General features: G+C 70.4%; 29 protein-coding genes and 1 tRNA gene. 17 read left to right on the top strand and 13 right to left on the bottom strand.

What is annotated here, in order from left to right; all coding sequences use genetic code 11:
• Positions 1-61: 61 nt before the first annotated feature.
• The 6 genes from ACH4TL_RS42750 to ACH4TL_RS42725 all read right to left on the bottom strand — a co-directional run bounded on the left by ACH4TL_RS42750 (position 62) and on the right by ACH4TL_RS42725 (position 2,676).
• A complete protein-coding gene (locus ACH4TL_RS42750; RefSeq protein ID WP_398329786.1) occupies positions 62-487 on the bottom strand; it encodes a hypothetical protein in 426 nt (141 codons plus the stop codon).
• Positions 487-1,221, bottom strand: a complete 735-nt coding sequence (locus tag ACH4TL_RS42745; protein WP_398329789.1) for a hypothetical protein — start codon at positions 1,219-1,221, stop codon at positions 487-489. Before ACH4TL_RS42745 ends, ACH4TL_RS42750 begins: the two co-directional genes overlap by 1 nt.
• A gap of 33 nt (positions 1,222-1,254) precedes the next feature.
• Positions 1,255-1,331: transfer RNA gene (locus tag ACH4TL_RS42740), tRNA-Leu, on the bottom strand.
• A gap of 14 nt (positions 1,332-1,345) precedes the next feature.
• On the bottom strand, positions 1,346-1,612 hold the full coding sequence (locus ACH4TL_RS42735) for a hypothetical protein (protein ID WP_398329792.1): 267 nt from the start codon (positions 1,610-1,612) through the stop codon (positions 1,346-1,348).
• 45 nt (positions 1,613-1,657) lie between these two features.
• Positions 1,658-2,122, bottom strand: coding sequence for a hypothetical protein (locus ACH4TL_RS42730; RefSeq protein ID WP_398329795.1), 465 nt, complete (start codon positions 2,120-2,122; stop codon positions 1,658-1,660).
• A gap of 134 nt (positions 2,123-2,256) precedes the next feature.
• The gene (locus ACH4TL_RS42725; protein WP_398329798.1) at positions 2,257-2,676 is read right to left on the bottom strand and encodes a hypothetical protein; all 420 of its coding nucleotides are present in this window, start codon (positions 2,674-2,676) and stop codon (positions 2,257-2,259) included.
• Positions 2,677-2,897: 221 nt separating this feature from the next.
• Between ACH4TL_RS42725 and ACH4TL_RS42720 the strand changes: the two genes are divergently transcribed.
• The gene (locus tag ACH4TL_RS42720; RefSeq protein ID WP_398329801.1) at positions 2,898-3,038 is read left to right on the top strand and encodes a hypothetical protein; all 141 of its coding nucleotides are present in this window, start codon (positions 2,898-2,900) and stop codon (positions 3,036-3,038) included.
• 89 nt (positions 3,039-3,127) lie between these two features.
• Here ACH4TL_RS42720 and ACH4TL_RS42715 read toward each other — a convergent pair whose 3' ends face one another.
• Positions 3,128-3,529, bottom strand: a complete 402-nt coding sequence (locus tag ACH4TL_RS42715) for a hypothetical protein (RefSeq protein ID WP_398329804.1) — start codon at positions 3,527-3,529, stop codon at positions 3,128-3,130.
• A gap of 228 nt (positions 3,530-3,757) precedes the next feature.
• Positions 3,758-4,009, bottom strand: a complete 252-nt coding sequence (locus ACH4TL_RS42710) for a hypothetical protein (RefSeq protein WP_398329807.1) — start codon at positions 4,007-4,009, stop codon at positions 3,758-3,760.
• A 153-nt stretch (positions 4,010-4,162) separates the two neighbouring features.
• Between ACH4TL_RS42710 and ACH4TL_RS42705 the strand changes: the two genes are divergently transcribed.
• A complete protein-coding gene (locus ACH4TL_RS42705) occupies positions 4,163-4,447 on the top strand; it encodes a hypothetical protein (protein ID WP_398329810.1) in 285 nt (94 codons plus the stop codon).
• A gap of 49 nt (positions 4,448-4,496) precedes the next feature.
• Here ACH4TL_RS42705 and ACH4TL_RS42700 read toward each other — a convergent pair whose 3' ends face one another.
• The 5 genes from ACH4TL_RS42700 to ACH4TL_RS42680 all read right to left on the bottom strand — a co-directional run bounded on the left by ACH4TL_RS42700 (position 4,497) and on the right by ACH4TL_RS42680 (position 8,198).
• On the bottom strand, positions 4,497-4,928 hold the full coding sequence (locus ACH4TL_RS42700) for an NUDIX domain-containing protein (protein ID WP_398329813.1): 432 nt from the start codon (positions 4,926-4,928) through the stop codon (positions 4,497-4,499).
• A 30-nt stretch (positions 4,929-4,958) separates the two neighbouring features.
• Complete coding sequence (locus ACH4TL_RS42695) at positions 4,959-5,153, bottom strand: hypothetical protein (protein ID WP_398329816.1); 195 nt, start codon at positions 5,151-5,153, stop codon at positions 4,959-4,961.
• 301 nt (positions 5,154-5,454) lie between these two features.
• Entirely contained in the window at positions 5,455-6,696 is a 1,242-nt protein-coding gene (locus tag ACH4TL_RS42690) for a helix-turn-helix domain-containing protein (RefSeq protein ID WP_398329819.1), read from the bottom strand.
• Positions 6,697-6,925: 229 nt separating this feature from the next.
• Complete coding sequence (locus tag ACH4TL_RS42685; RefSeq protein WP_398329821.1) at positions 6,926-7,228, bottom strand: hypothetical protein; 303 nt, start codon at positions 7,226-7,228, stop codon at positions 6,926-6,928.
• A gap of 157 nt (positions 7,229-7,385) precedes the next feature.
• Positions 7,386-8,198 (bottom strand): GntR family transcriptional regulator, encoded by an 813-nt coding sequence (locus ACH4TL_RS42680; protein ID WP_398329824.1) that lies wholly within the window; start codon positions 8,196-8,198, stop codon positions 7,386-7,388.
• A 235-nt stretch (positions 8,199-8,433) separates the two neighbouring features.
• Here ACH4TL_RS42680 and ACH4TL_RS42675 point away from each other — a divergent pair, with 235 nt between their 5' ends.
• The 15 genes from ACH4TL_RS42675 to ACH4TL_RS42605 form a co-directional block, all read left to right on the top strand.
• Entirely contained in the window at positions 8,434-8,793 is a 360-nt protein-coding gene (locus ACH4TL_RS42675; protein ID WP_398329827.1) for a hypothetical protein, read from the top strand.
• Positions 8,790-9,128 carry a hypothetical protein gene (locus ACH4TL_RS42670; protein ID WP_398329830.1) on the top strand — a complete coding sequence of 113 codons (339 nt, stop codon included), beginning with the start codon at positions 8,790-8,792 and terminating at the stop codon, positions 9,126-9,128. The genes ACH4TL_RS42675 and ACH4TL_RS42670 overlap by 4 nt, the downstream gene beginning before the upstream one ends.
• Positions 9,128-9,382: a hypothetical protein gene (locus ACH4TL_RS42665; protein ID WP_398329833.1), complete on the top strand. Its 255-nt coding sequence runs from the start codon at positions 9,128-9,130 to the stop codon at positions 9,380-9,382. Before ACH4TL_RS42670 ends, ACH4TL_RS42665 begins: the two co-directional genes overlap by 1 nt.
• Entirely contained in the window at positions 9,379-9,903 is a 525-nt protein-coding gene (locus tag ACH4TL_RS42660) for a hypothetical protein (protein WP_398329836.1), read from the top strand. Before ACH4TL_RS42665 ends, ACH4TL_RS42660 begins: the two co-directional genes overlap by 4 nt.
• Positions 9,904-9,935: 32 nt before the next feature.
• The gene (locus ACH4TL_RS42655; RefSeq protein WP_398329839.1) at positions 9,936-10,148 is read left to right on the top strand and encodes a hypothetical protein; all 213 of its coding nucleotides are present in this window, start codon (positions 9,936-9,938) and stop codon (positions 10,146-10,148) included.
• 339 nt (positions 10,149-10,487) lie between these two features.
• Positions 10,488-10,958, top strand: coding sequence for an NUDIX domain-containing protein (locus tag ACH4TL_RS42650; RefSeq protein WP_398330175.1), 471 nt, complete (start codon positions 10,488-10,490; stop codon positions 10,956-10,958).
• Positions 10,959-11,013: 55 nt separating this feature from the next.
• Positions 11,014-11,319 carry a hypothetical protein gene (locus tag ACH4TL_RS42645; protein WP_398329842.1) on the top strand — a complete coding sequence of 102 codons (306 nt, stop codon included), beginning with the start codon at positions 11,014-11,016 and terminating at the stop codon, positions 11,317-11,319.
• 43 nt (positions 11,320-11,362) lie between these two features.
• Complete coding sequence (locus ACH4TL_RS42640; RefSeq protein ID WP_398329844.1) at positions 11,363-11,536, top strand: hypothetical protein; 174 nt, start codon at positions 11,363-11,365, stop codon at positions 11,534-11,536.
• 7 nt (positions 11,537-11,543) lie between these two features.
• Positions 11,544-11,732 carry a hypothetical protein gene (locus tag ACH4TL_RS42635; protein WP_398329847.1) on the top strand — a complete coding sequence of 63 codons (189 nt, stop codon included), beginning with the start codon at positions 11,544-11,546 and terminating at the stop codon, positions 11,730-11,732.
• 20 nt (positions 11,733-11,752) lie between these two features.
• The gene (locus tag ACH4TL_RS42630) at positions 11,753-13,438 is read left to right on the top strand and encodes a DUF2637 domain-containing protein (RefSeq protein ID WP_398329850.1); all 1,686 of its coding nucleotides are present in this window, start codon (positions 11,753-11,755) and stop codon (positions 13,436-13,438) included.
• 26 nt (positions 13,439-13,464) lie between these two features.
• Positions 13,465-13,731 carry a hypothetical protein gene (locus tag ACH4TL_RS42625; protein WP_398329853.1) on the top strand — a complete coding sequence of 89 codons (267 nt, stop codon included), beginning with the start codon at positions 13,465-13,467 and terminating at the stop codon, positions 13,729-13,731.
• Positions 13,732-13,889: 158 nt separating this feature from the next.
• Positions 13,890-14,357, top strand: coding sequence for a hypothetical protein (locus ACH4TL_RS42620; RefSeq protein ID WP_398329856.1), 468 nt, complete (start codon positions 13,890-13,892; stop codon positions 14,355-14,357).
• A 14-nt stretch (positions 14,358-14,371) separates the two neighbouring features.
• The gene (locus ACH4TL_RS42615; protein ID WP_398329859.1) at positions 14,372-15,580 is read left to right on the top strand and encodes a hypothetical protein; all 1,209 of its coding nucleotides are present in this window, start codon (positions 14,372-14,374) and stop codon (positions 15,578-15,580) included.
• Positions 15,581-15,591: 11 nt separating this feature from the next.
• The gene (locus tag ACH4TL_RS42610; protein WP_398329862.1) at positions 15,592-15,981 is read left to right on the top strand and encodes a hypothetical protein; all 390 of its coding nucleotides are present in this window, start codon (positions 15,592-15,594) and stop codon (positions 15,979-15,981) included.
• A 103-nt stretch (positions 15,982-16,084) separates the two neighbouring features.
• Positions 16,085-18,026, top strand: a 1,942-nt coding sequence (locus ACH4TL_RS42605) for a hypothetical protein (protein ID WP_398425463.1), incomplete at its 3' end; no start/stop codon positions are given.

The following is an 18,026-nucleotide window of genomic DNA, read 5'->3' as shown; positions in this document are numbered from 1 at the left end:
CGGAACGAGGGCCCCACCAACCCGCGGCTCAGCCCAGCTGGTCACCGGTTTGTCGACCCGGTCATGCTGCTTCTTCTTCGGGGAGGTAGTCGGCCAGGTCGCGCATCACGTCGGCGACCTGCCGTGCGGTGGTGATGGGCTCGAGTCCGGTGGCGACAACCGGCTCGTCGTCCGCGTGGTCGAAACGCCGACGGGCTCGGCAGCCGGGGACGGTGCACCAATGCTGGCCCTGGTAGTCGATGCCGCCGGGTGCAGTGAGCGCGGCGGCGGCGAGGCCGCGGGCCAGGGCGGTGAAAGCCTGCGCGCAGTGGTCCCCGCCAGCCTGCAAGTCGTCGCTGTGCTGGGCGACGATGCCTGCGGATTGCTTGGCGATCTCGCATCGCTGTTGCGGCGTGAGTGGGCGGAGCTTGTCCATTTCCGTGGGCACCGCCATCAGCAGCGCCGTCTGTAGCAGCATCTGCTGCATGTCGGTCATCAGGCCGGCCATCACGCGGCCGCCTTCTGCTGCTGCCGGGCCACAGACCTCACACGCTCGCACGCCCGGCAGATCCTCTCCGGGGCCCGGCCCTTCCGCCGCCGCAAGTACACGTTGTCGCCGGCCATCTCGTGCCCGTCGTCGCAGTGCGTGCGGGGCGGCGTGTTGCCGCGGCGCTTGTCGTGCCGGAGCACCGGGGGCGGGGTGTCAGGCGCGTACCAGTGTGTGCGGAACCGGCGGCGGGCTTCAGCGAGTCGGCAGGAGAAAGACCCGTAGGACATGCCGAGTGCGGCAGCGGCACGGGCGTGGTCCTCGTAGCGAGCAAGGGCCTCCACCACCCGGCCTTCCAGCAGGGTGAACCGGTCTCCGATCTGTACCGCGGCGAGGTGGTCGACGAGGCGGTCCAGCGCCGATTCCTCTCCCGTCTGGTGCCAGTAGGTCGCGTAGCGGGGAGAGGATGCGGGCCCGTTGTGGGCGTGGTCGTCGCGGTAGCCGCGGGCGTGCATGCAGGCCGTGAGTTCCTCGTTGATGGCCTGCCAGCCGACACCGACCAACTCGCGGCGGGTCGGTGGCTGGTCGATGGTGACGAGGTGTTCGGCGATCGCGGACCATGCGATCTGGTAGCGGGTGAGTCCGTCGAGCCCATAAGCGGGGGCGAGTCCGGCCGCGGTCTTCGCGAGCCGGTCGATGTCATGCATGGTGTAGCCGGCCGCTACGGGCTGGGAGGCGTGGGTAGGGGCGTTCATGTCGTTCTCCTGCCGGTGGTCCGCTCCTGCTGGTGGTGCCCGGAGCGGGATTCGAACCCGCACTTGGTCCGCTTTTAAGGCGGCTGCGTCTCCCGTTGCGCGACCCGGGCAGAAGGGGGGGAGATCAGCCAGCCGGTCGGTGCCTGCGGCGGCGGGCTGCCCGCGCCGTTCCCTGCCTGGGAGCGGGCTCGGGCGCGGTCTTGGGCGTGGGGGCGACGGCGCGGATGATGGTGGCCCAGGCGAAGAGTCCGCCGTCGCCATGGAGGAGGTACCGGCCCACCGGGTCCGCGTGGTCGATGCGGGTAAGCCGCCCGCGGACGCCGGTGGCGGCGTGGGTGGCCTGGACGATCTCGACGTAGTCCCCGATGCGGGGCGGGTCGGCCATGGTCATGGCGTGCTCCTTCAGGAGAGTGTGGGTGGTCGAGGAACCGGCGGATTACGCCTGGGCGAGGAGCTTCTGGAGTTCGACGCGGACGGCGGTCGGCATGTCGCCGACCTGTGCGAAGTGGTTCAGGGAACGGATCACCTCGGACGTTCGGGTGCGCTCGCGGCGCAGGGTCTCGGCGTCCTGGAAGTGGTTGTGCGCCACGGCCTTCGCGTGGTCGGCCTCGTACCGCAGCCACGGCTCGCCGGTGACACGCACCTCGTGCACCCACTCCTCCTCGCCGTCGGCCCACACGCAATACGGGGTGCGGGGGTTGGTCTGGTCGATGCGGGCGAGGAGCGCCTCGTACGGTTCGGTGGCCGCAGTGGTCTCGCCGTCCCAAACCTCGTCGAGGGGTGCCTGGGTCTGCGTGACCATGACGCGCTGACCGGCGACGGGGACCGGCGGGGTGGGGATGGGCGCGTGCTTGGGGGTGTTGTCGACGAGGGCCTTGAGCTGGCGGGTCATGGTGTCCACGGGGTGCTCCTTCGGCGCGTTGATCGGTGCTCGTGGGGCGACGGGCTGGTCGGTGGGCTTTCAGGCTGCACCGGTAGGCGCGATGTGTTGCCCCGGCTCGGTGAGCGGTACGGGGGCGACTGGCTCGGGCGAGGTCAGGCGGGGGCCAGGAGAGTGCGGGCTTCGGCGAGCATCTGCTCGATCTCCTGGGTGACCGTGGTGAACGGGCCGTCTACGTGGAGTCCGCTGTCGCGGTATGCGGCGGCGCGCTGGCGGATCGGTGCGTGCTCGACCGGCTCGAAGACGGTGAGGATCCGGCGGGCCCGTTCGAGGGCGTAGTGCCGGTCGATTTCGGCTTGCGTGTCGGCGTGCTTGGCGGCGTTGCTGATCTGGTTGGAGGTCCAGGTGAGGAGGGTGGCGGCGCATCCGGTGCCGTAGTAGCCGACTTCGCCGTGTTCGTTGCCGTCGGCGTCGAGGGGGATGAGGATGACGGTGCGTCGGAGGTTGGTGCGGCCGCAGCAGTTGCAGGTGGTGGTGTCGGTGGTGGTGCCCTTGATGCGGTAGGTCGCGGTCATGGTGGGGCTCCCCCGGGTGTGCGGTGTGCGGTGGTTCCACCCTAACCTAATTTTAGGTACGTACGCAACTAAAATTCCACGGGGAAGCTCACCCCAAAGCCACACCAAACCCGCCGAACCCCCGCCCCATCCCAGCCACCCGGCCGCCAGCAGCCCCCACGCCAGCCTCCGGCCCGAGACCATGCCCCCACCAACCGGGCCCGGGGGAGGGGGGTGAACGGATGGGCTACCAGGTCAAGTGCGGCGCGAAGACCACCAAGAACAAGCGCTGCACGCAGCCAGCGATGATCGGCTACTCGCGCTGCCAGGACCACCGCGGGAAGCTGAACAAGCCGCAGAAGAAGCAGACGAAGAAGCGCTGACCGGCCGCGCCCGGGTACAGCGAAGCCCCCGCCCCGGATCACCCCGGGACGGGGGCCCATCACCGCGGTCGGCTCAGCCGGCCACCCCGCTACGCCTCCGCCTCACCCCCATCGCCCTCGGTGTCGTCCGCGTCGCTGAAGTGTCCGCCCATGTGCGACAACGGCGCCGCAGCCCCACCCAGCACCTCCTGCGCCGACCACAACGCGCCCGTCGCCTCCCGCAACGCCACCAACGCCGCCGCGACCGCCACCGCCGGGTCGGTGCCGTCGTCCATACGGATCCCGTCTGTCTCGGCGAGCCGGCGCAGCCCGGCCGAGGTCTGGTTCAGGGCCTGCGGCAGCCGCTCCAGCACCGTGCGCAGCGCGCACACCACCTCGCTCACGTCCCCGGGCTGCTCGAACACGGTCGGGTCCAACGTGCGGTGGTTCAGCGCGCGGGTCTCTTCGGCGAGCTGGTGCGCGATGGCGGCCGGGGTGCGGTTCAAGTCCATGCTGGGGGCTCCTCGGGGCGGGGACGGTGAACGAGTCCCCCATGATGGCCGAGCGGGCGCCGCGGGCTGGCCTGGACGCGCCTGGGCCCCCGCCGACGGGATGGCGGGGGCACAGCAGAGGATGCGGGGACCTCAACCCGCACCCGGACCGTACCCCCGACACCGGGCCGGGCGGGGCCGAAACCGAGGCCGTTCACCGAGACGAGGGACGGCGCCGCCCGCGGGCGGTCAGCCGGTGGTCGGCTCGCCCCGCAGCGCCTTCCGCACCTGCTCCTGGCTGAGGCCGACGGCGGCCGCGATCCGGTCCCGGTCCACACCGTGCTGGTGCGCCGCGCGCATCGCCCGGTTCCGCCGCGCCACGTGCGCCTTCCGGCGGGTGCCGCCGGCGACGGTGCGCTGGAGGACGGTGGCCCACCACAGGAGGCATCGGCCCCGCCACAGGGTGACGCGCCGGGGTGTGGGTGTTGCCTGTTCGGCCATGGTGTCCCCCTCGCTGTCGGTGCATCTGAGGGTCCGGATCGTGGGGGAACGCGGCAAGGGCAGGTTTTCGGCCTCGGCGCGAAGAATCCCCCACCGGCGGCCGCCCGGCTGCTCGAGACCGGCCGATGGCTGTATCGCCCTACGCTGTCCGGCATGACGCTGAGCACCGACGAACGCCGTCTCCTCGAGCTGGTGGCCGCCGCCCCCGAGCCCGTCGCCATGTCGACCTTCTTCCACGACCTGTATCCGCCCACGTTCCCCGCGAGCGCCCCGGAGGACGACCCGAAGCGGGAGGCGTGGGCCGAGACGCAGATGGGCCTGTACCGGGCGTCGCTGAACCTGTGGCAGGGCGGCCTGGTCGAGGTGGTGCATCCGGCGAACGGGGAACGCCCGGACCTGGTGACGGTGACCGACGCTGGCCGGACCGCACTCACCTGACCACAGCGCTGCGCCCCCACCGAGCTGGCGGGGGCGCGGGCTCAAGCGGTCAGCGGGTGATGGACTGACGCCAGGCAGCGGCCACGATCTGGTTGTGGTCGAACGCGAGGTCACCGGGCGCCCCGAGCGGCACCCAGCGCGTGGCCCGAGCGTCGTCTCCGGCGATGGAGACGGTGTCGGCGGGCACTCGGGCGAGGTAGGCGTAGGTCACATACCTGCCTCGCGGGTCGCGACCGGGGGCGTCCCACCGTCCAAGGAGAATCAGGTCGCTCGGGTCCACGCGGACGCCGGTCTCCTCGGCGAGTTCGCGCGCTGCCGCCCTCTCGGGTTCTCGCTCCTCATCCTCATCTACGTGGCCGCCGGGCAGGGCCCACATCCCCTCGTACGGCGGCCAACCCCTCTCGATGAGCAGGACGCGCTGGTCGTCCGTTACGGCTACCACGTCGGCGGTGAAGCGGATGGTTTCGGTCTCGGCGGTCATGCTTCTCCTTCAGTCGGGTGAGGTGCGAGGTCAGACGGCCGGACGATCCGTTCCACGGCCGGAGCCGGGCGGTAACAGGTACTGCGCGAACGGGAGGACCATGGACGGGTCCAGGCCGTCGCCGCCGTCGGTCAGTCTCGCGATGATGAACGCGAGTGCGGCGACCACGATCCGGCGCCACAGGTCGGGGTTGATCCGGCCATTGCTGGGGTCGTTACTGGTCATGATGGTTTCCTGACAGGCGAAGGCGGGCGGGTGCGTGGTTCCTTGGTGCCTGCCGGAAACCTTGTGTTGACGGCTCGTAGGGCCCCGGGGCGCCGCTAGCATCGGCGTTTCCGGGGTTCCCCACGCTACCGAGTTTTAGGTACGTACGCAACTAGAAATCGCGGAGCGTGCACCGCAACGCCCCCACCCCGACGACGGATGAGGGCGCAGCAGGGGGCCGGTCCCCCCTCGGGACAGAACGGTAACGGTGGGCATTGACAGCCCCTGGGCAGTCTCGAGACCGCCCAGGGGCCGGAACAGGTCAGGTCCCGGCGTACGCCGCCTGCTCCGCCGTGCACGCGTCACAGATCTGGCCCGGTGGCGCCTTCCGCGCTTGGCACTCGCCGCAGAACTCCCAGCCCATGCAGCCAGCGCACTCGTCGTAGCCAGCCTCGGTCGGACGCCCGCACGTCCCGTCCAGCCCGTTGCACTCACCGGGCCGGTGATCCAGAGCGTGCACGCTCTGCTGCGCCTCCCAGCTAGCCGGAGTCGGCGTCGGCCTGTCGTCGCTCCGCTGCTGCCAGCTCGGCGCCTGCGGCTGTTCGGGAAGCCGACGGACGGATCCCGGGGGAGGCCCCGCCACAGCGTCACGCAGCCGCTTGGAGATGAGGCCCCCAACGGTGGTGTGGATCTTCTCGGGAAGCGGACGCCCGGCAACGATGTGCCTCAGCTGCTCCCTCGTCCAGCCCGCGTCCAGCATGCCCGTCACCAGAAGCCCCTGATCCTGGAGTGTCTTCCCCGAGAGCAGGAACTCCGGCTGTTCGGCGCCGATCGCCAGCAGCAGCTCAACGCCCGGCGACACGGCCACCTGCTCAGCCTTGCCCGTCTTCTGGTCCATCTGGCTGCCGCTGCCGTCCGTCCCTCCATCCATCTCCACGTTCTGCTGCCCGCTCGCTGGGACGGAAGGACGGGGCGGGTCATGGGGCGGGTTAGAAGGGGAGGGTTGGGGGTCTTCCAGTCCCCAGGTCTGGGACTTGTAGTCCCCACCCCCGGGACTTGCAGTCCCCCCCTCCTGTCCACTTTGTGGAGAGTTGCCACGGGGGGACTTGTAGTCCCCCCCTTCGGGTTCGGCAGCCTTCTTCTTCCGCGGCTTTCCCTTGTCGGCCCGGTGCTTCTTCGGGGGCGCAGGAGCCATGTCCGGCCGGTCTTCCCGCGTCAACGGCGGCTTGCTGCGCCCCTTCCGCTCGGCGTTCACCTGGTCGATGTCCGGGTACCACGAGTAGGGGATGAGCAGGTCGTAGACCTTGGGCCTGAAGTACGCCGGGATGTACGCCGCCGCGTCCTGGTTCCCCTCCGCGATCAGCTTCCGGGCCACCAGTGTCTTCAGCCGACGCTGAACGGTCTTGGGGTCGATCACGGCGATCTCGGCGATCGTCTTCTTGGAGGGGAAGGCGTCGGTGCCGTCGCTCCACGCGCTCTCGGCCAGGGCGATGAGGATTCCGCGCTCCTCGGCGTCCACGACAGGGGCGCTCTTCATCGCCCACAGGATCGGCAGCAGGCTCACCGAGCCACCTCCGCCGTGCGAATGATCACAGGGCAGAAGCTCGAGGTGCTGATGAGCTTCATCAGCGACCCGGGTACAGTCATGAGCAGACCAGCTTTCAGAGGTGGGTCTGTTTCGCAGCGAGGTCGGACTCGCTGTTGTGCTTGGACGGCCGGATTGGGGCAGCCACCCCGCCGGCCGTTCTGCGTTCCCGGGCTACCACGAGCCTGGGTCTGAGCCCGTAAGCGACTCACCGTGCGCCCCCTCGCGGCTTCCGGGGCTGCTTGTCAGGGCCGCGACCTCCTGGCGGGCCGCTCTCCTGGTACAGCTCCAGGACGGGCACGGGCGGCATCATGCGGGCGTTGCTGGCCTGGGTATACGTGTACGGCTTGCCCTCGCCCTCTTCGCCGACCGGCCAGTCCTTGCGCGTGCGCGAGACGTACCGGACGGAACTGCCGGTGGCATTCGGGTCGAGGTCGTAGCGGCGGAGAAGTACCGCCATGCCCTCGAAACTGACGTGTGAGGGCAGATCGTCCGGGTTCCAGGTGGTCATGAACGGACCACCTCACCGAGGTTTTTAACGAGTCTCGTGAAAGCGCGTAGCATCGATCGCGCGACCTTCCTTGCAAGGGGTTGGCTCGTGTGCTGGCGACCTGCGAATCGCCAGTGAACGGCGGTCGGCCGGTCTGATCACCGGTCGGCCGCCTTCATCACTCCACGTCTTCCTCCTTGATCTCCATCGAGATCGTGCTACGCAGGGGCGCGGTGGTCACAGTCGAGTAGGCCACCTTCCCCTCTGCGTTCAGACCCTGAGAAACGATGCGGAGGCACGGCGTACCCTCCGGCAGGGCCAGGGCCACAGCGGCGCTCCCGGCGGCCGTCGCCGCACCCATTTTGTAGACGACCCGCTCGACGTCCATCCCGAGCCAGTTGGCGAGGCTCATGCCCGGCGGCGGGGGTGTGTCTCCCGGACTCATCATCGGCGGGATCCCAGTCCATCCCTCGGGGGTCAGCCGGGCCGCCTCGAAGGTGACGATGGTCCGCTTGTGCTGGCTAGGCGCGCCGTCCGAGCCGTACCGAGTCCTGGTCCGCTCGACGACCTCCGTGCCGACAGGGATGCCGGTGTCGGCGTCGGCCTCCGTGGTGAGCGTCTGGCTGACCTGGGTCGGCCCTTCCTTGGCGCCCTCTCCGTTGTCCCTTGTCCAGGCGGTCTTTCCGGTGGCCACCTCACGGTTGGCTGACAGGTAGGTGCCCAGCTTGATCTGCCTGGGCGGACCCGCGATGACCTTCGCTCGAGCGCCGGGTTGTACCTGGACCATGCCCATGCCTGCCATCACGTTGAGTGCGGCAGCAACGGTCTGCTGACTGCTCCCGTACTTCTCCGCCAGCTCCCGCGTGGACGGGAGGCGGTCGTTGTACTTGTGATCGCCTCGGTCGATCGCACCCGTTAGGGCCTCGATGATCTCGGCTTGGGTCATTTTGTGGGTCACCTTGTAGCTCACCTCTTTCTCTTCTGTCGTCACGGTGTCAACCCAAGACTATTCTCCACGAACCTCCTTGACACGTCAATCAGGTCTGTGTCCTAATGGTCACAGTGAACGCGTCCCCGGACGCAAAGAGGTCCCCGATCAGTGGTGCTTGCGACACCGAATGACCAGGGACCTCGACAGACCAGCCACACCTGCTTGACCAGGAGGCGTGATCCGTATGACTCAGGATCCCACACAAACCACCCTCGGTAGCCGCCGCACTCGCACCGTGAGTGCTGTGACGGCCCTCACCCAGCCGGACGAGTTCCTGCGCCGGGTCCGCCCCGCCGCCAAGGCCGACACCGCCCCGGCCGGGCAGGTCCACGCTTCGGTGACCGAGGCGTTCATCCGCCTGATCACCCTGCTGGACAAGCCCACCACCGGCCCCGCCCGATTCGACGTGATCCTCCGCGACCGGGCGACCGGCCAGGCCCACGCGCTGCCGGTCACCGAGGACATGGCGGTCACACTCCTCGACGCGGCGAGCGCCACCGTCACCAAGGTGCGCCCGGCCGCCGAGCACTCCCGTACCGCCGACACCGCCCCCGTCCGCGCGCTGAAGGCCCTGCCGGGGGGTGTTGGACGATGACTCCGCAGGAGCTTCGCGCGCTCGCCCTCTACACCCAGCTCGCCAGCCTCAGCCCCGATGACGGCGAGGTCGATGCCCGCATCACGATCCGCCTCGGGGACGGCCAGTTCATGGGCGACGTTCTCCTGTCCGCCCGGGACATGGAAGCCGTGACGGACGCGCTGGCGTCGGTGAACGCCTACGCCCGGGCCGAGCGCGGCGACGAGACGGACGAGATGACCGCCGTGGGCGGGCTGATGGCCGAGGCCGACATCCCGGAGCTGAACCCCGTCGCCCTCGCCCAGTTGCAGGAGCTGGACGTCACCGACCTTGGCGAGCAGGACGGGGGCGCGTGATGGCCGACCTCATCAACGCCGTAGCCCTCCTCATCGTCATCGCCGGCGTCGTCTTCTATTCGACCCTCGACAAGCTCACCGCCCGGTCCTTCGTGGAGGTCCTGGCCGTCGCCGCGGCAATCCGCCTGACCGTCGCCGTGTACCGGTCCGACTGGGTGCAGATCGCCCTCGACTCGGCGTTGATGGCCTTGTTCGCCGTGATCTGGGCCCGCGAGGCCCGTAAGGCGGCCGCGGCCAAGAGGAGCGCGCAGTGATCACGCACCGTCCCGGCCACCTCGCCCCGCCCGTCGACCCCGTCGCCACCGCAGTCCCGCCGCTCGACGAGGACCTGGAGGAGATGTTCGCCGAGTTGGCCGGTGGCGGCCCCAGCCTCGGCAAAGTGCTTGCCGGGCTCCGCGAAATCGCCCTGACGCGGCATGACGTCGACGGCACGCAGACCCAGCTCCTGAGCCTCGCCGGCGCCGAACCGAACGTCGTCGACCTGATCGCCCGGATCGTTGCCCGCCTCGGCGACTCCACCACGAACCCCGCGCTCCGCGAGCTGACCGACACACAGCAGACCCGGCTTCAGAAACTCACCTCCGCCTACGCCCACCTCACCGACCACCACCAGCTGTCCGCCCTCGTCTCCGAAACCGGCCTCGTCATCCAGGGCGACGACGACAGCGACGACGCCACCTTGGCCTGCTGGTTCTGCGGCGCGGACAACAGCCCCTCCGCCCGCGCCTGCGGGTTCTGCCACCACCGGACCGAAGACGGCCCGTCCACCACCTGACCACCCCGCCCAGACCGGAAGGGCCCACCGTCATGAGCTTCATCACCGAGCGGGCCAAGGCACTCTCCGCCGCCGTCGCCGCCGTCGACACCCTGCACCAGACCGTCATCGGCACCGGGCCGGACAGCAACGAGACCGGCACCGCGGCCGACACCGCCAACAAGGTCGTCGCCGACGCGAAGCGGTACGGCATCACGAACGCCGACATCAACGCCGCCACCCGCATCGCCGCCCAGACCACCTGACCACCCCTCCCGGGGCCCGCCGGAGCCGACACGGCGGGCCCCACCCCCGGCCCCGGCCGGTGTCGAGGCCCACCAGCCCTCCCCCTGCTGGTGGGCGCCGAGACCGACCAGACCACCACCACCCGCACCGCAGAGGAGACCCGCCCCATGGACCAGAGCACCCGCGACCAGATCAAGGACAACGCCGTCGACTCGGTCTTCTCCACCGACGCCGAACTGGACGACCAGGCCACCATCGCCGCCGTCCGCGCCGCTCTCGACGCCGGGGTCAGCCCCGGCGAGCTGATCCGGGCAGTCGACCGACGCGTCGGATACGGCCAGGACTCCGCCGAGGGCGAGATCGAGGACTCCACCGAGGACGAGACCGCCGAGACCATCCGCTACACCGCCGACGTCGTCGTCATCACCCAGGACCGGCCCCTCCGCCGCCTCCTCAACCTCATCCTCCGCCGCCCCAGCGGCCACGTCCTGCTGATCCAGCGCGGCTGGGACCCGCACAAGGGAAAGTGGGCGCTGCCCGGCGGCCACGTCGACCCCGGCGAGACCAGCCGCGACGCCGCCGCCCGCGAGCTGGCCGAGGAGGCTGGCGTGCACGTGAACCCCGCCCACCTGCGACAGCTGGTCACTTTCGACGACCCCGACCGCGACCCCCGCGGCCGCTACAGCACCGACCCCTACCTCATCGTCGTCCCCACCGGCACCCCGATCGACGCCGGAGACGACGCCGCCGACGCCCGCTGGTGGCCCCTCAACGCGCTCCCCGAGCTGGCCTTCGACCACAGCGACATCATCGCCGCCGCCACCGCCTGAACACCCGCCCCGCCAACCCGCATCCCGCCCGCACCGCACCCCGAGGAGCCCGCCCGTGAAGAAGTCCACCCTCGCCGAGGCCGCCACCGTCATCACCAGCGGCGCCGTCGCCTCCGGCATCGGCCACCAACTCGCCGACCACCACGTCCCCACCCCGGCCCTCGTCACCGCCGTCATGGCCATCCTCGCCAGCGGCCTCTACCTCGCCCACCAGATCAGCCAGGGCCTCCGCACCACCTACTACACCTGCCCGGCCAAGGGCTGCGACGTGAGCATCCGCGCCCGCGACACCAGCCAGGCCGAGCTGAACCGGCTCCGCACCCTGGCCACCGACCACAGCAAGCACGGCCCCACCGCCTGAGCCCGACCCCATCCCGCCCGCACCGCACCCCGAGGAGCCCGCCATGACCCCGCAGCACGCCGGAGCCACCGCCACCGACCTCACCACCTGGGACAGCGCCGACTTCGACACCAGCCAGATCTTCGCCGCCACCAACCCGGCCGCCGCCATCCCCGGCGCACCCGTCCCGCCCCCCGACCCGCAGGACCTCCCCGACACCCACCACATCGCCGCCTGAGCGCCCCGTGGCCCACCTCAGCCCCCGCTCCCAACACCACGCCGACCAGCACAGCGCCGCTATCCGTAACGGCGACACAGACACCGCCCAGCAGCACCTCGAGCAGATCGCCCTCACCGGCACCGACCAGGACGTCACCGCCCTCGGCCAAGCCATCGCCACCGCCATGAACCTCGTCGACCAACAGAACCACTGACCCGGAAGGACCCGATCCCCGTGACCCCCACCCCGGCCCCGGAGCCGACCAACACCCCCGAAGGGGACCGGCCGACCACACCCGCGGCCGGGACCACCACCCAGCCCCTCACCCCCACCCAGAAAACCCTCATCGCAGGCATCGCCCTCGGCGCCACCGCCATCGCCGGAATCGGCTTCGCAGGCTCCTACCACACCGTCACCGACCTCGGCCGCGCCAAAGGCTTCGGCGACCTCGCCGGAGCCATCACCCTCGGCGTCGACATCGGCATCGGCGTCTTCCTCGCCCTCGACCTCCTCCTCACCTGGCTCCGCATCCCCTTCCCCGTCCTCCGCTACGGAGCCTGGCTCCTCACCGCCGCCACCATCGGCTTCAACGCCTCCTCCGCCTGGCCCGACCCCGTCGGCGTCGGCATGCACGCCGTCACCCCCCTCCTCTTCGTCATCGCCGTCGAAGCCGCCCGCCACGCCGTCGGACGCATCGCCGACATCACCGCCGACAAGCACTACGAGATGCCGCCCCTCTCCCGCTGGGTCCTCGCCCCCGTCTCCACCTTCCGCCTCTACCGGCGCATGCGCGTCTGGGGCATCCGCTCCTACCAGACCGCCCTCGCCCACCAGCAGCAGATCAGCATCTACATCGCCCAGCTCCGCAAGGACCACGGCCGCACCTGGTGGAACAGCACCCCCGCCGACAAGCTCCTCGTCCTCAAGCTCGCCCGCCGTGGCATGAGCGTTGCCGACGCCATCGACAAGCCGAAGGCCGAAGCCCGCAAGCTCGCCGAGGAGGAGAACCGGCGCCAGGCCGCGGCCCGCGCGGCGGCCGAAGCCGAAGCCGAAGCGAAGCACCAGGAGGAGCTTCGGAAGGCCGAAGCCGAAGCGAAGCGCCGGGCCGAAATCGCCGAAGCCGAAGCAGCCGAAGCCGAAGCGCGTCACCGGGCCGAGCTTGCCGAAGTCGAAGCCGAAGCGAAGCGGCGAGCCGAAGTGGCCCGAGCCGAAGCAGCCGAAGCTGAAGCGCGACTTCGGATTCGGGCGGCCGAAGCCGAAGCGGATCGGAAGTCCGAAGCGGCCGAAGCACAGCACCGTCTCCAGCTGTCCGAAGCCGAAACCGAAGCCCGGCTTCGACTCGAAGCGAAGCGGAAGGCCGACGCCGACGCCGACCGTGTGCGCAGCGCCGAAGCCGACGCGCGCCTCGCTGACCTGGCTCGCAAGCAGCGGCAGGCCGCCAACGAGGAGTTGGTGCAGCAGGCCGAGCGCGACCGGAGGAAGAAGGAGCAGGACCGTCTCGAGGCGCAGCAGCGCGCCGAAGAGGACCGGAAGCGTGAGGCGAAGCTCGCGCAGGAGAAGGCCCTCGAAGAGGCGAAGCAGCTTCGGGAGAGCATCCAGACCCGAAACGCCGCCGTCGCTTCGACTTCGGGAACGACTTCGGGAAGTGACCCGAAGCCCGCTTCGGTTTCGGCCGCGTCCGCCGCCCCCCGGGCCACCGTTTCGGCTTCGGTTTCGGGTGCGGACAACCTCACCGGCCGCCGGTCGAAGCGGCAAACCGAAATCGACACCGTCCTCGCCGAGATCGCGAAGACGGGCGACCCGAAGTCGGTCTCCCTGAAGTGGGTCGAGCAGAGCTTCGGCCTGACACAGACCACCGCCTACGACCGCCTGGCCACCGCCCAGAAGCTCTGGGCCGACGCCCAGCAGAAGACCGCCTGAGACCGAGACCAGGAGACCCGAGAACCGTGACCGCGCAGACCGCCCCCTGGACCAGCCCCCCGCAGCGTGAGAAGACCCTGCGCCGGCGCCGCGCGGAGAAGTTGGCCCGCCGCGCCGAGCGCTGGGGCCAGCGCCTCGAATCCGCCCGCCAGGAAGGCCCGGACATGCTCGCCGCAGTCACCTTCGACCGCCTCCGCGCCGCCCTCGACAGGCTGCCGAACACGGCCCGGGACCGGGCCTACGAAGCAGCAGTCCAGGCCCTGGACCGCATCCGCGAGGCGCACACCGAGTAACTGCCGAACTGTGACGGGCCCTGTGACAAGGGCCGTGACACGTCACTCCTCGCCCGACCCGTACGGCCGCGCGCCCCCGCGCGCGTGCGCGCGCGAGGATACGACTCTACGTAACCGATCGTCAAGTAGCCACCACCGTCCCGGAAGGACCCAAAACCATGATCGAAACAGCCGTAAGTGTCGCATCCGGAGGTGCCTGCGCCACCGGCGCCGCCGTCCTCTACGTCTCCGAACGCCTGCCCGGCCTGAAGAAGGCCACCAACAAACTCCACACCGACCGAACCCAGGCCCTCCTCATCACGACCGCCTCCGCCAGCCTCGTCGCCACCCCGGCCGGCGCCTGGTGGAACGACACCATCAACAGCCTCAACGACTGGTCCACCAGCCTCGTCGGCGACTGGACCGGGCTCGTCGTCACCTCCCTGCCCGCCCTCGTCGCGGTCCCGGTGTTCGTCAACGACCTGATCACGCGGAAGGTCGAGCACCGCACTCGCATCCTCGGCGCCGTCCTGCCCGTTCTGGCCGCCACCATCCCCGGCCCGATCGGAGACGGCATCCAGTCGGTTCTCGGCTGGGCCGTCACCACCATCGGCCAGCTCGTCGGCTCCGCTTTCGGTCTGGCCTGAGAGGGGGAATCGCTGTGCTGGAACTGCTCGTACTCATCGCCGTCATGTACGCCGGAGCCCGCGGTGTGGAGTCGGCTGCGGGGACCGCCGACCGGCGCCACGACACCCGCGAGGCCCAGAAGACCGTCGCCAAGGTCGCCGCCTCCGGCCCGAAAGACGGCCCTTCGGTGAAGAAGTCGCCCGGCCCCACCGAGCCGGGCGGCACCTTCAGCTCCTCCGCTCCCCGCAGCGCCGCCATCGGCGGCAAGGCCGCCGTGCCGCTCGCGGTCCTCACCGAGACCAGCTCCACGATGTGGAAGGCCATCGGCGAGGGCTACCGCGCCCGGTGGCCCGAGATCCGCGCCGAGCGACGCAAGCAGATGGCGGAGCGCGCCGAAAAGCGCAAGGCGGAGCGGACCAAGACCGAGACGGAGAGGAAGGCGGCGGAAGCGGTAGCGAAGGCCGGGCCGCCCCCGGCGTACCCGCCGCCACCGGCCGAGCCTCCGAAGACCGAGGACCCGAAGACCGTCCCGGACGGTGAGAAGGCGACGCCCGCCCCGGATGAGACGAAGCCGACCGTTGTGGCCCCGGAGCCCCGGCCCGCCGACGCCGAACGCATCGAGGCTGCGGAGAAGCGCGCCAAGAACGCCGAGGACCGGGCCCGCGCCGCCGAGCAGGACGCGGCCACCAGCAAAGTCCTCGCCGCGCAGAAAGAAGCCCGCGAGGCCAAAGAGCGTGAGGCCGCCGCCGAGGAGCGGGCCCGCGCCGCCGAAGCCCGCACCGCCCAGCCCACCGAACGACCGCACCTGACCGTGGTCCCCAACCTCGACACGACCGGAGTCGACATGGCGTCCTCGCCGCACACCCTCATCCCCGAAATCCGCACCCTCGACGGACTCCTCAACGCACTCGCCCTGGTCCGCGCCATGGCCGAGATGCGCGCCGAAGAAGCCGCCGCCATCGCAGGCGACGACCTGGCCCTGTCCAACCGGCTCGACGAGATCGAGGCCAGCCTCGCCGCCGAGGACGTCGACGCAGCCACACTCGCCGACCTCGCCGAGCTGCGCGAGTCGATCGCCAACCAGTCCAAAGCCGCCGCCCAGTACAGCGGCACCGCCAAGGACGCCGCCGACATCGCGCAGGCGGTCGCCGAGGCAGCGAAGAAGACACACGGCGGTATCGCCGAGGCCATCCAGTCCGCGCCCATCGAGAAGGCCGCCAAGTCTGGCCACTACAACCGCTAAGGAACCCGACGATGCCCATCACCGCCATCCCCGAGGTCGACAGCCACACCTCCCTCCTCCAGGCCCTGGGCGTCATCCGCCTGGAAGTCGAGTCCCGCCAGGAAGACGTCGACAACCTCGCCGCCTGGTCCGGTGAGATCAGCGAGCGCATGCACAACGTCATGGCCGAGTTGCAGGTGCTGAACGTCGACACCGCCACCATCGGCAACATCGCGGTCCTCGCCGACACCCTCACCGGCTCCACGGCCTCCGCGGTGGCCTACAAGGCCGCCACCGACACCGCCGTCCAGCAGGCCGAGGTAGCGGCCCGCACCGCACGCCGCGGCCACGACCGCATCCAGCAGGCAGTCGACGACGCCGACGCCCCCATGGCCAACAACACCTTCTACAACGCCGAGTAGCAGCCCCGGTGCTGCCCAGACGCCCCCGGCCCCCGCGGCTAGGGGGCGGTGGGGAACACCGGGACCGACTCACCACCCACCGACAGACCCGAGAGGACCACCCGTGCGCAAGAAGACCCCCCCGGCCCCGGCCTTCGACCTCAACCCCGAAGCCCTCGCCGCATTCGTCACCGCCCAACAGAACACCGGCAAGCAGCCCAAGAGCAGCACGCTCCAGCAGTGGGCCACGAACAACAAGGGCCGCCTGGCGGTCGCCTCCGCCACCTTCAGCATGGGCCCGGCCGGCGACCTCCTCTCCGCCGCCCCCGACGGATGGCGCACCGCCCTCACCCTCGGAGCGGCCGGCACCGCCGCGGCCGGCGCCTGGGGCTGGCTGCCCGGCCTCGTGAAATGGCGCGGCCAGTGGCGGCCCGCCCGCACCCTGCCCAACCTCACCGACCAGCGTGTGGGCCTGTCGATGCCGCTCACCGGCGGGGCGCTGCTCACCACCCTGGCCGCCACTGGCGGCCCCGAATGGGGCGAGAACCCTGGGTGGGGCTTCGCCCTGGTCTGGTCCGCGGCCTACGCCACGTGGGTGTGGCGCCGCTGGGGGCGCCGCCCCACGGTGAAGGCGCCGACGCTCACCCAGCAGATGCTCGACTGGGAGCAGTACGCCGCCGTCTCCGAAGGCCCCTACCCCAAGTCGAAGCTGACATCGCCAGTCGCCAACCCCAAGGGCGGCTGGTCAGGAGAGATCGTCGTCCCGCGGGGACGCACCTTCGAGATGCGGCTGAAGGAGACCGCCTCAGCCCTGGATATCGACGACCTGGATCTCATCACCCTCGAACCGCTCGGACCTCGACGGGGCCGCGTCTCCGTCTTCGCCGAGAACCCGCTGAAGAAGGGCACCCTGTTCGGTGACAACAACGTCATCGACCTCGAGACGGGCCTGGCACCCATCGGCGTGTACTACGACGGGGAACTCGCCAACTACCGGTTCTGGCTCCCAGGGTCCGGCGCCGTCCACGACTTCATCACCGGCACCTCCGGATCCGGCAAGTCCCGCACCGTCGATGCCCTACTGGGCATGGAGCGCCGCTGCCCGCTGGTGTGCTCCATCGTCATCGACCCGCAGGCCGGCCTGTCCCTCCCGGACTGGCCCGACGGCGTCGCCGTGTTCGCACCCGGCAACGACCTGGGCATCGTCACGCTGCGCGCCGTCGCCGCGTGGATGAAGAACCGCGCCGACCGATACAGCCGCATGCGCTGGACCGACGACAAGGGCCGCGAGCGCATCGGCCGCGCCTTCTTCGTCCCCGGCGACCCCGACCCGTTCGTCGTCCTCACCATCGAGGAGGCCCACGACCTGCTCAACGACCCCGACCACGGAGAGGAGGCCGTCAAGCTGCTGGGGGACATGTCCAAGGAGGTCCGCAAGGTCGGCCTCAAACTCCGCGTGTGCAACCAGGGGCCGAACGCCGAGGAACTGGGCGGCAAGACCCTGATCCGCGACATCCTCCAGGGCGGCAACAACCTCGTCCTGCGCTCCGGGTCTGCCGCGACCGGCAAGCGCGCCGCTGGATCCGCACTGGCCGGCGTCGACCCCGGCGCCATCCCCCGCGAGTTCGCCGACGGAACCTCCACCGGCGGCCTCGGCTACCTCGCCGGACCCGACAACCGCACCGCCATGTGGCGCGCACCCTACGTCGAAGACCCCTACGCCCTGGCCCACGAAGGCGAGACCACCGGCATCGAGCAGGCCGCTCTCGACGGCCTGCCGATCCTTCGACACGTGGTCGCCGAGCACGCCTTGATGCTGGAACTGCGCAACGCCGGCAAGCGATACGTATACGACCCGGGCCGGTTCACCGAGCAGCCGACCGCCGCTCCTGCTGCTCGAACCTCGATGGAGAAGGCCCCGGCGCCGGTAGTCGCCCCCGCTGGACCGTCCCTGTCTGGCACCACCCGACGCATCGTCGAATACCTCCAGGACCTCGGCAAGGCATCCACCCCCGCCCTCATCTCCAAGGCCCTCGGCCTTCCCAACCCGCAGATCCGCAAGGCCC

The sequence above is a fragment of the Streptomyces sp. NPDC021115 genome, assembly GCF_044333065.1.
Lineage (GTDB): Bacteria > Actinomycetota > Actinomycetes > Streptomycetales > Streptomycetaceae > Streptomyces.
Note: the sequence above shows the minus strand (reverse complement) of the source record. Positions and strands in the feature narration are given on the sequence as shown.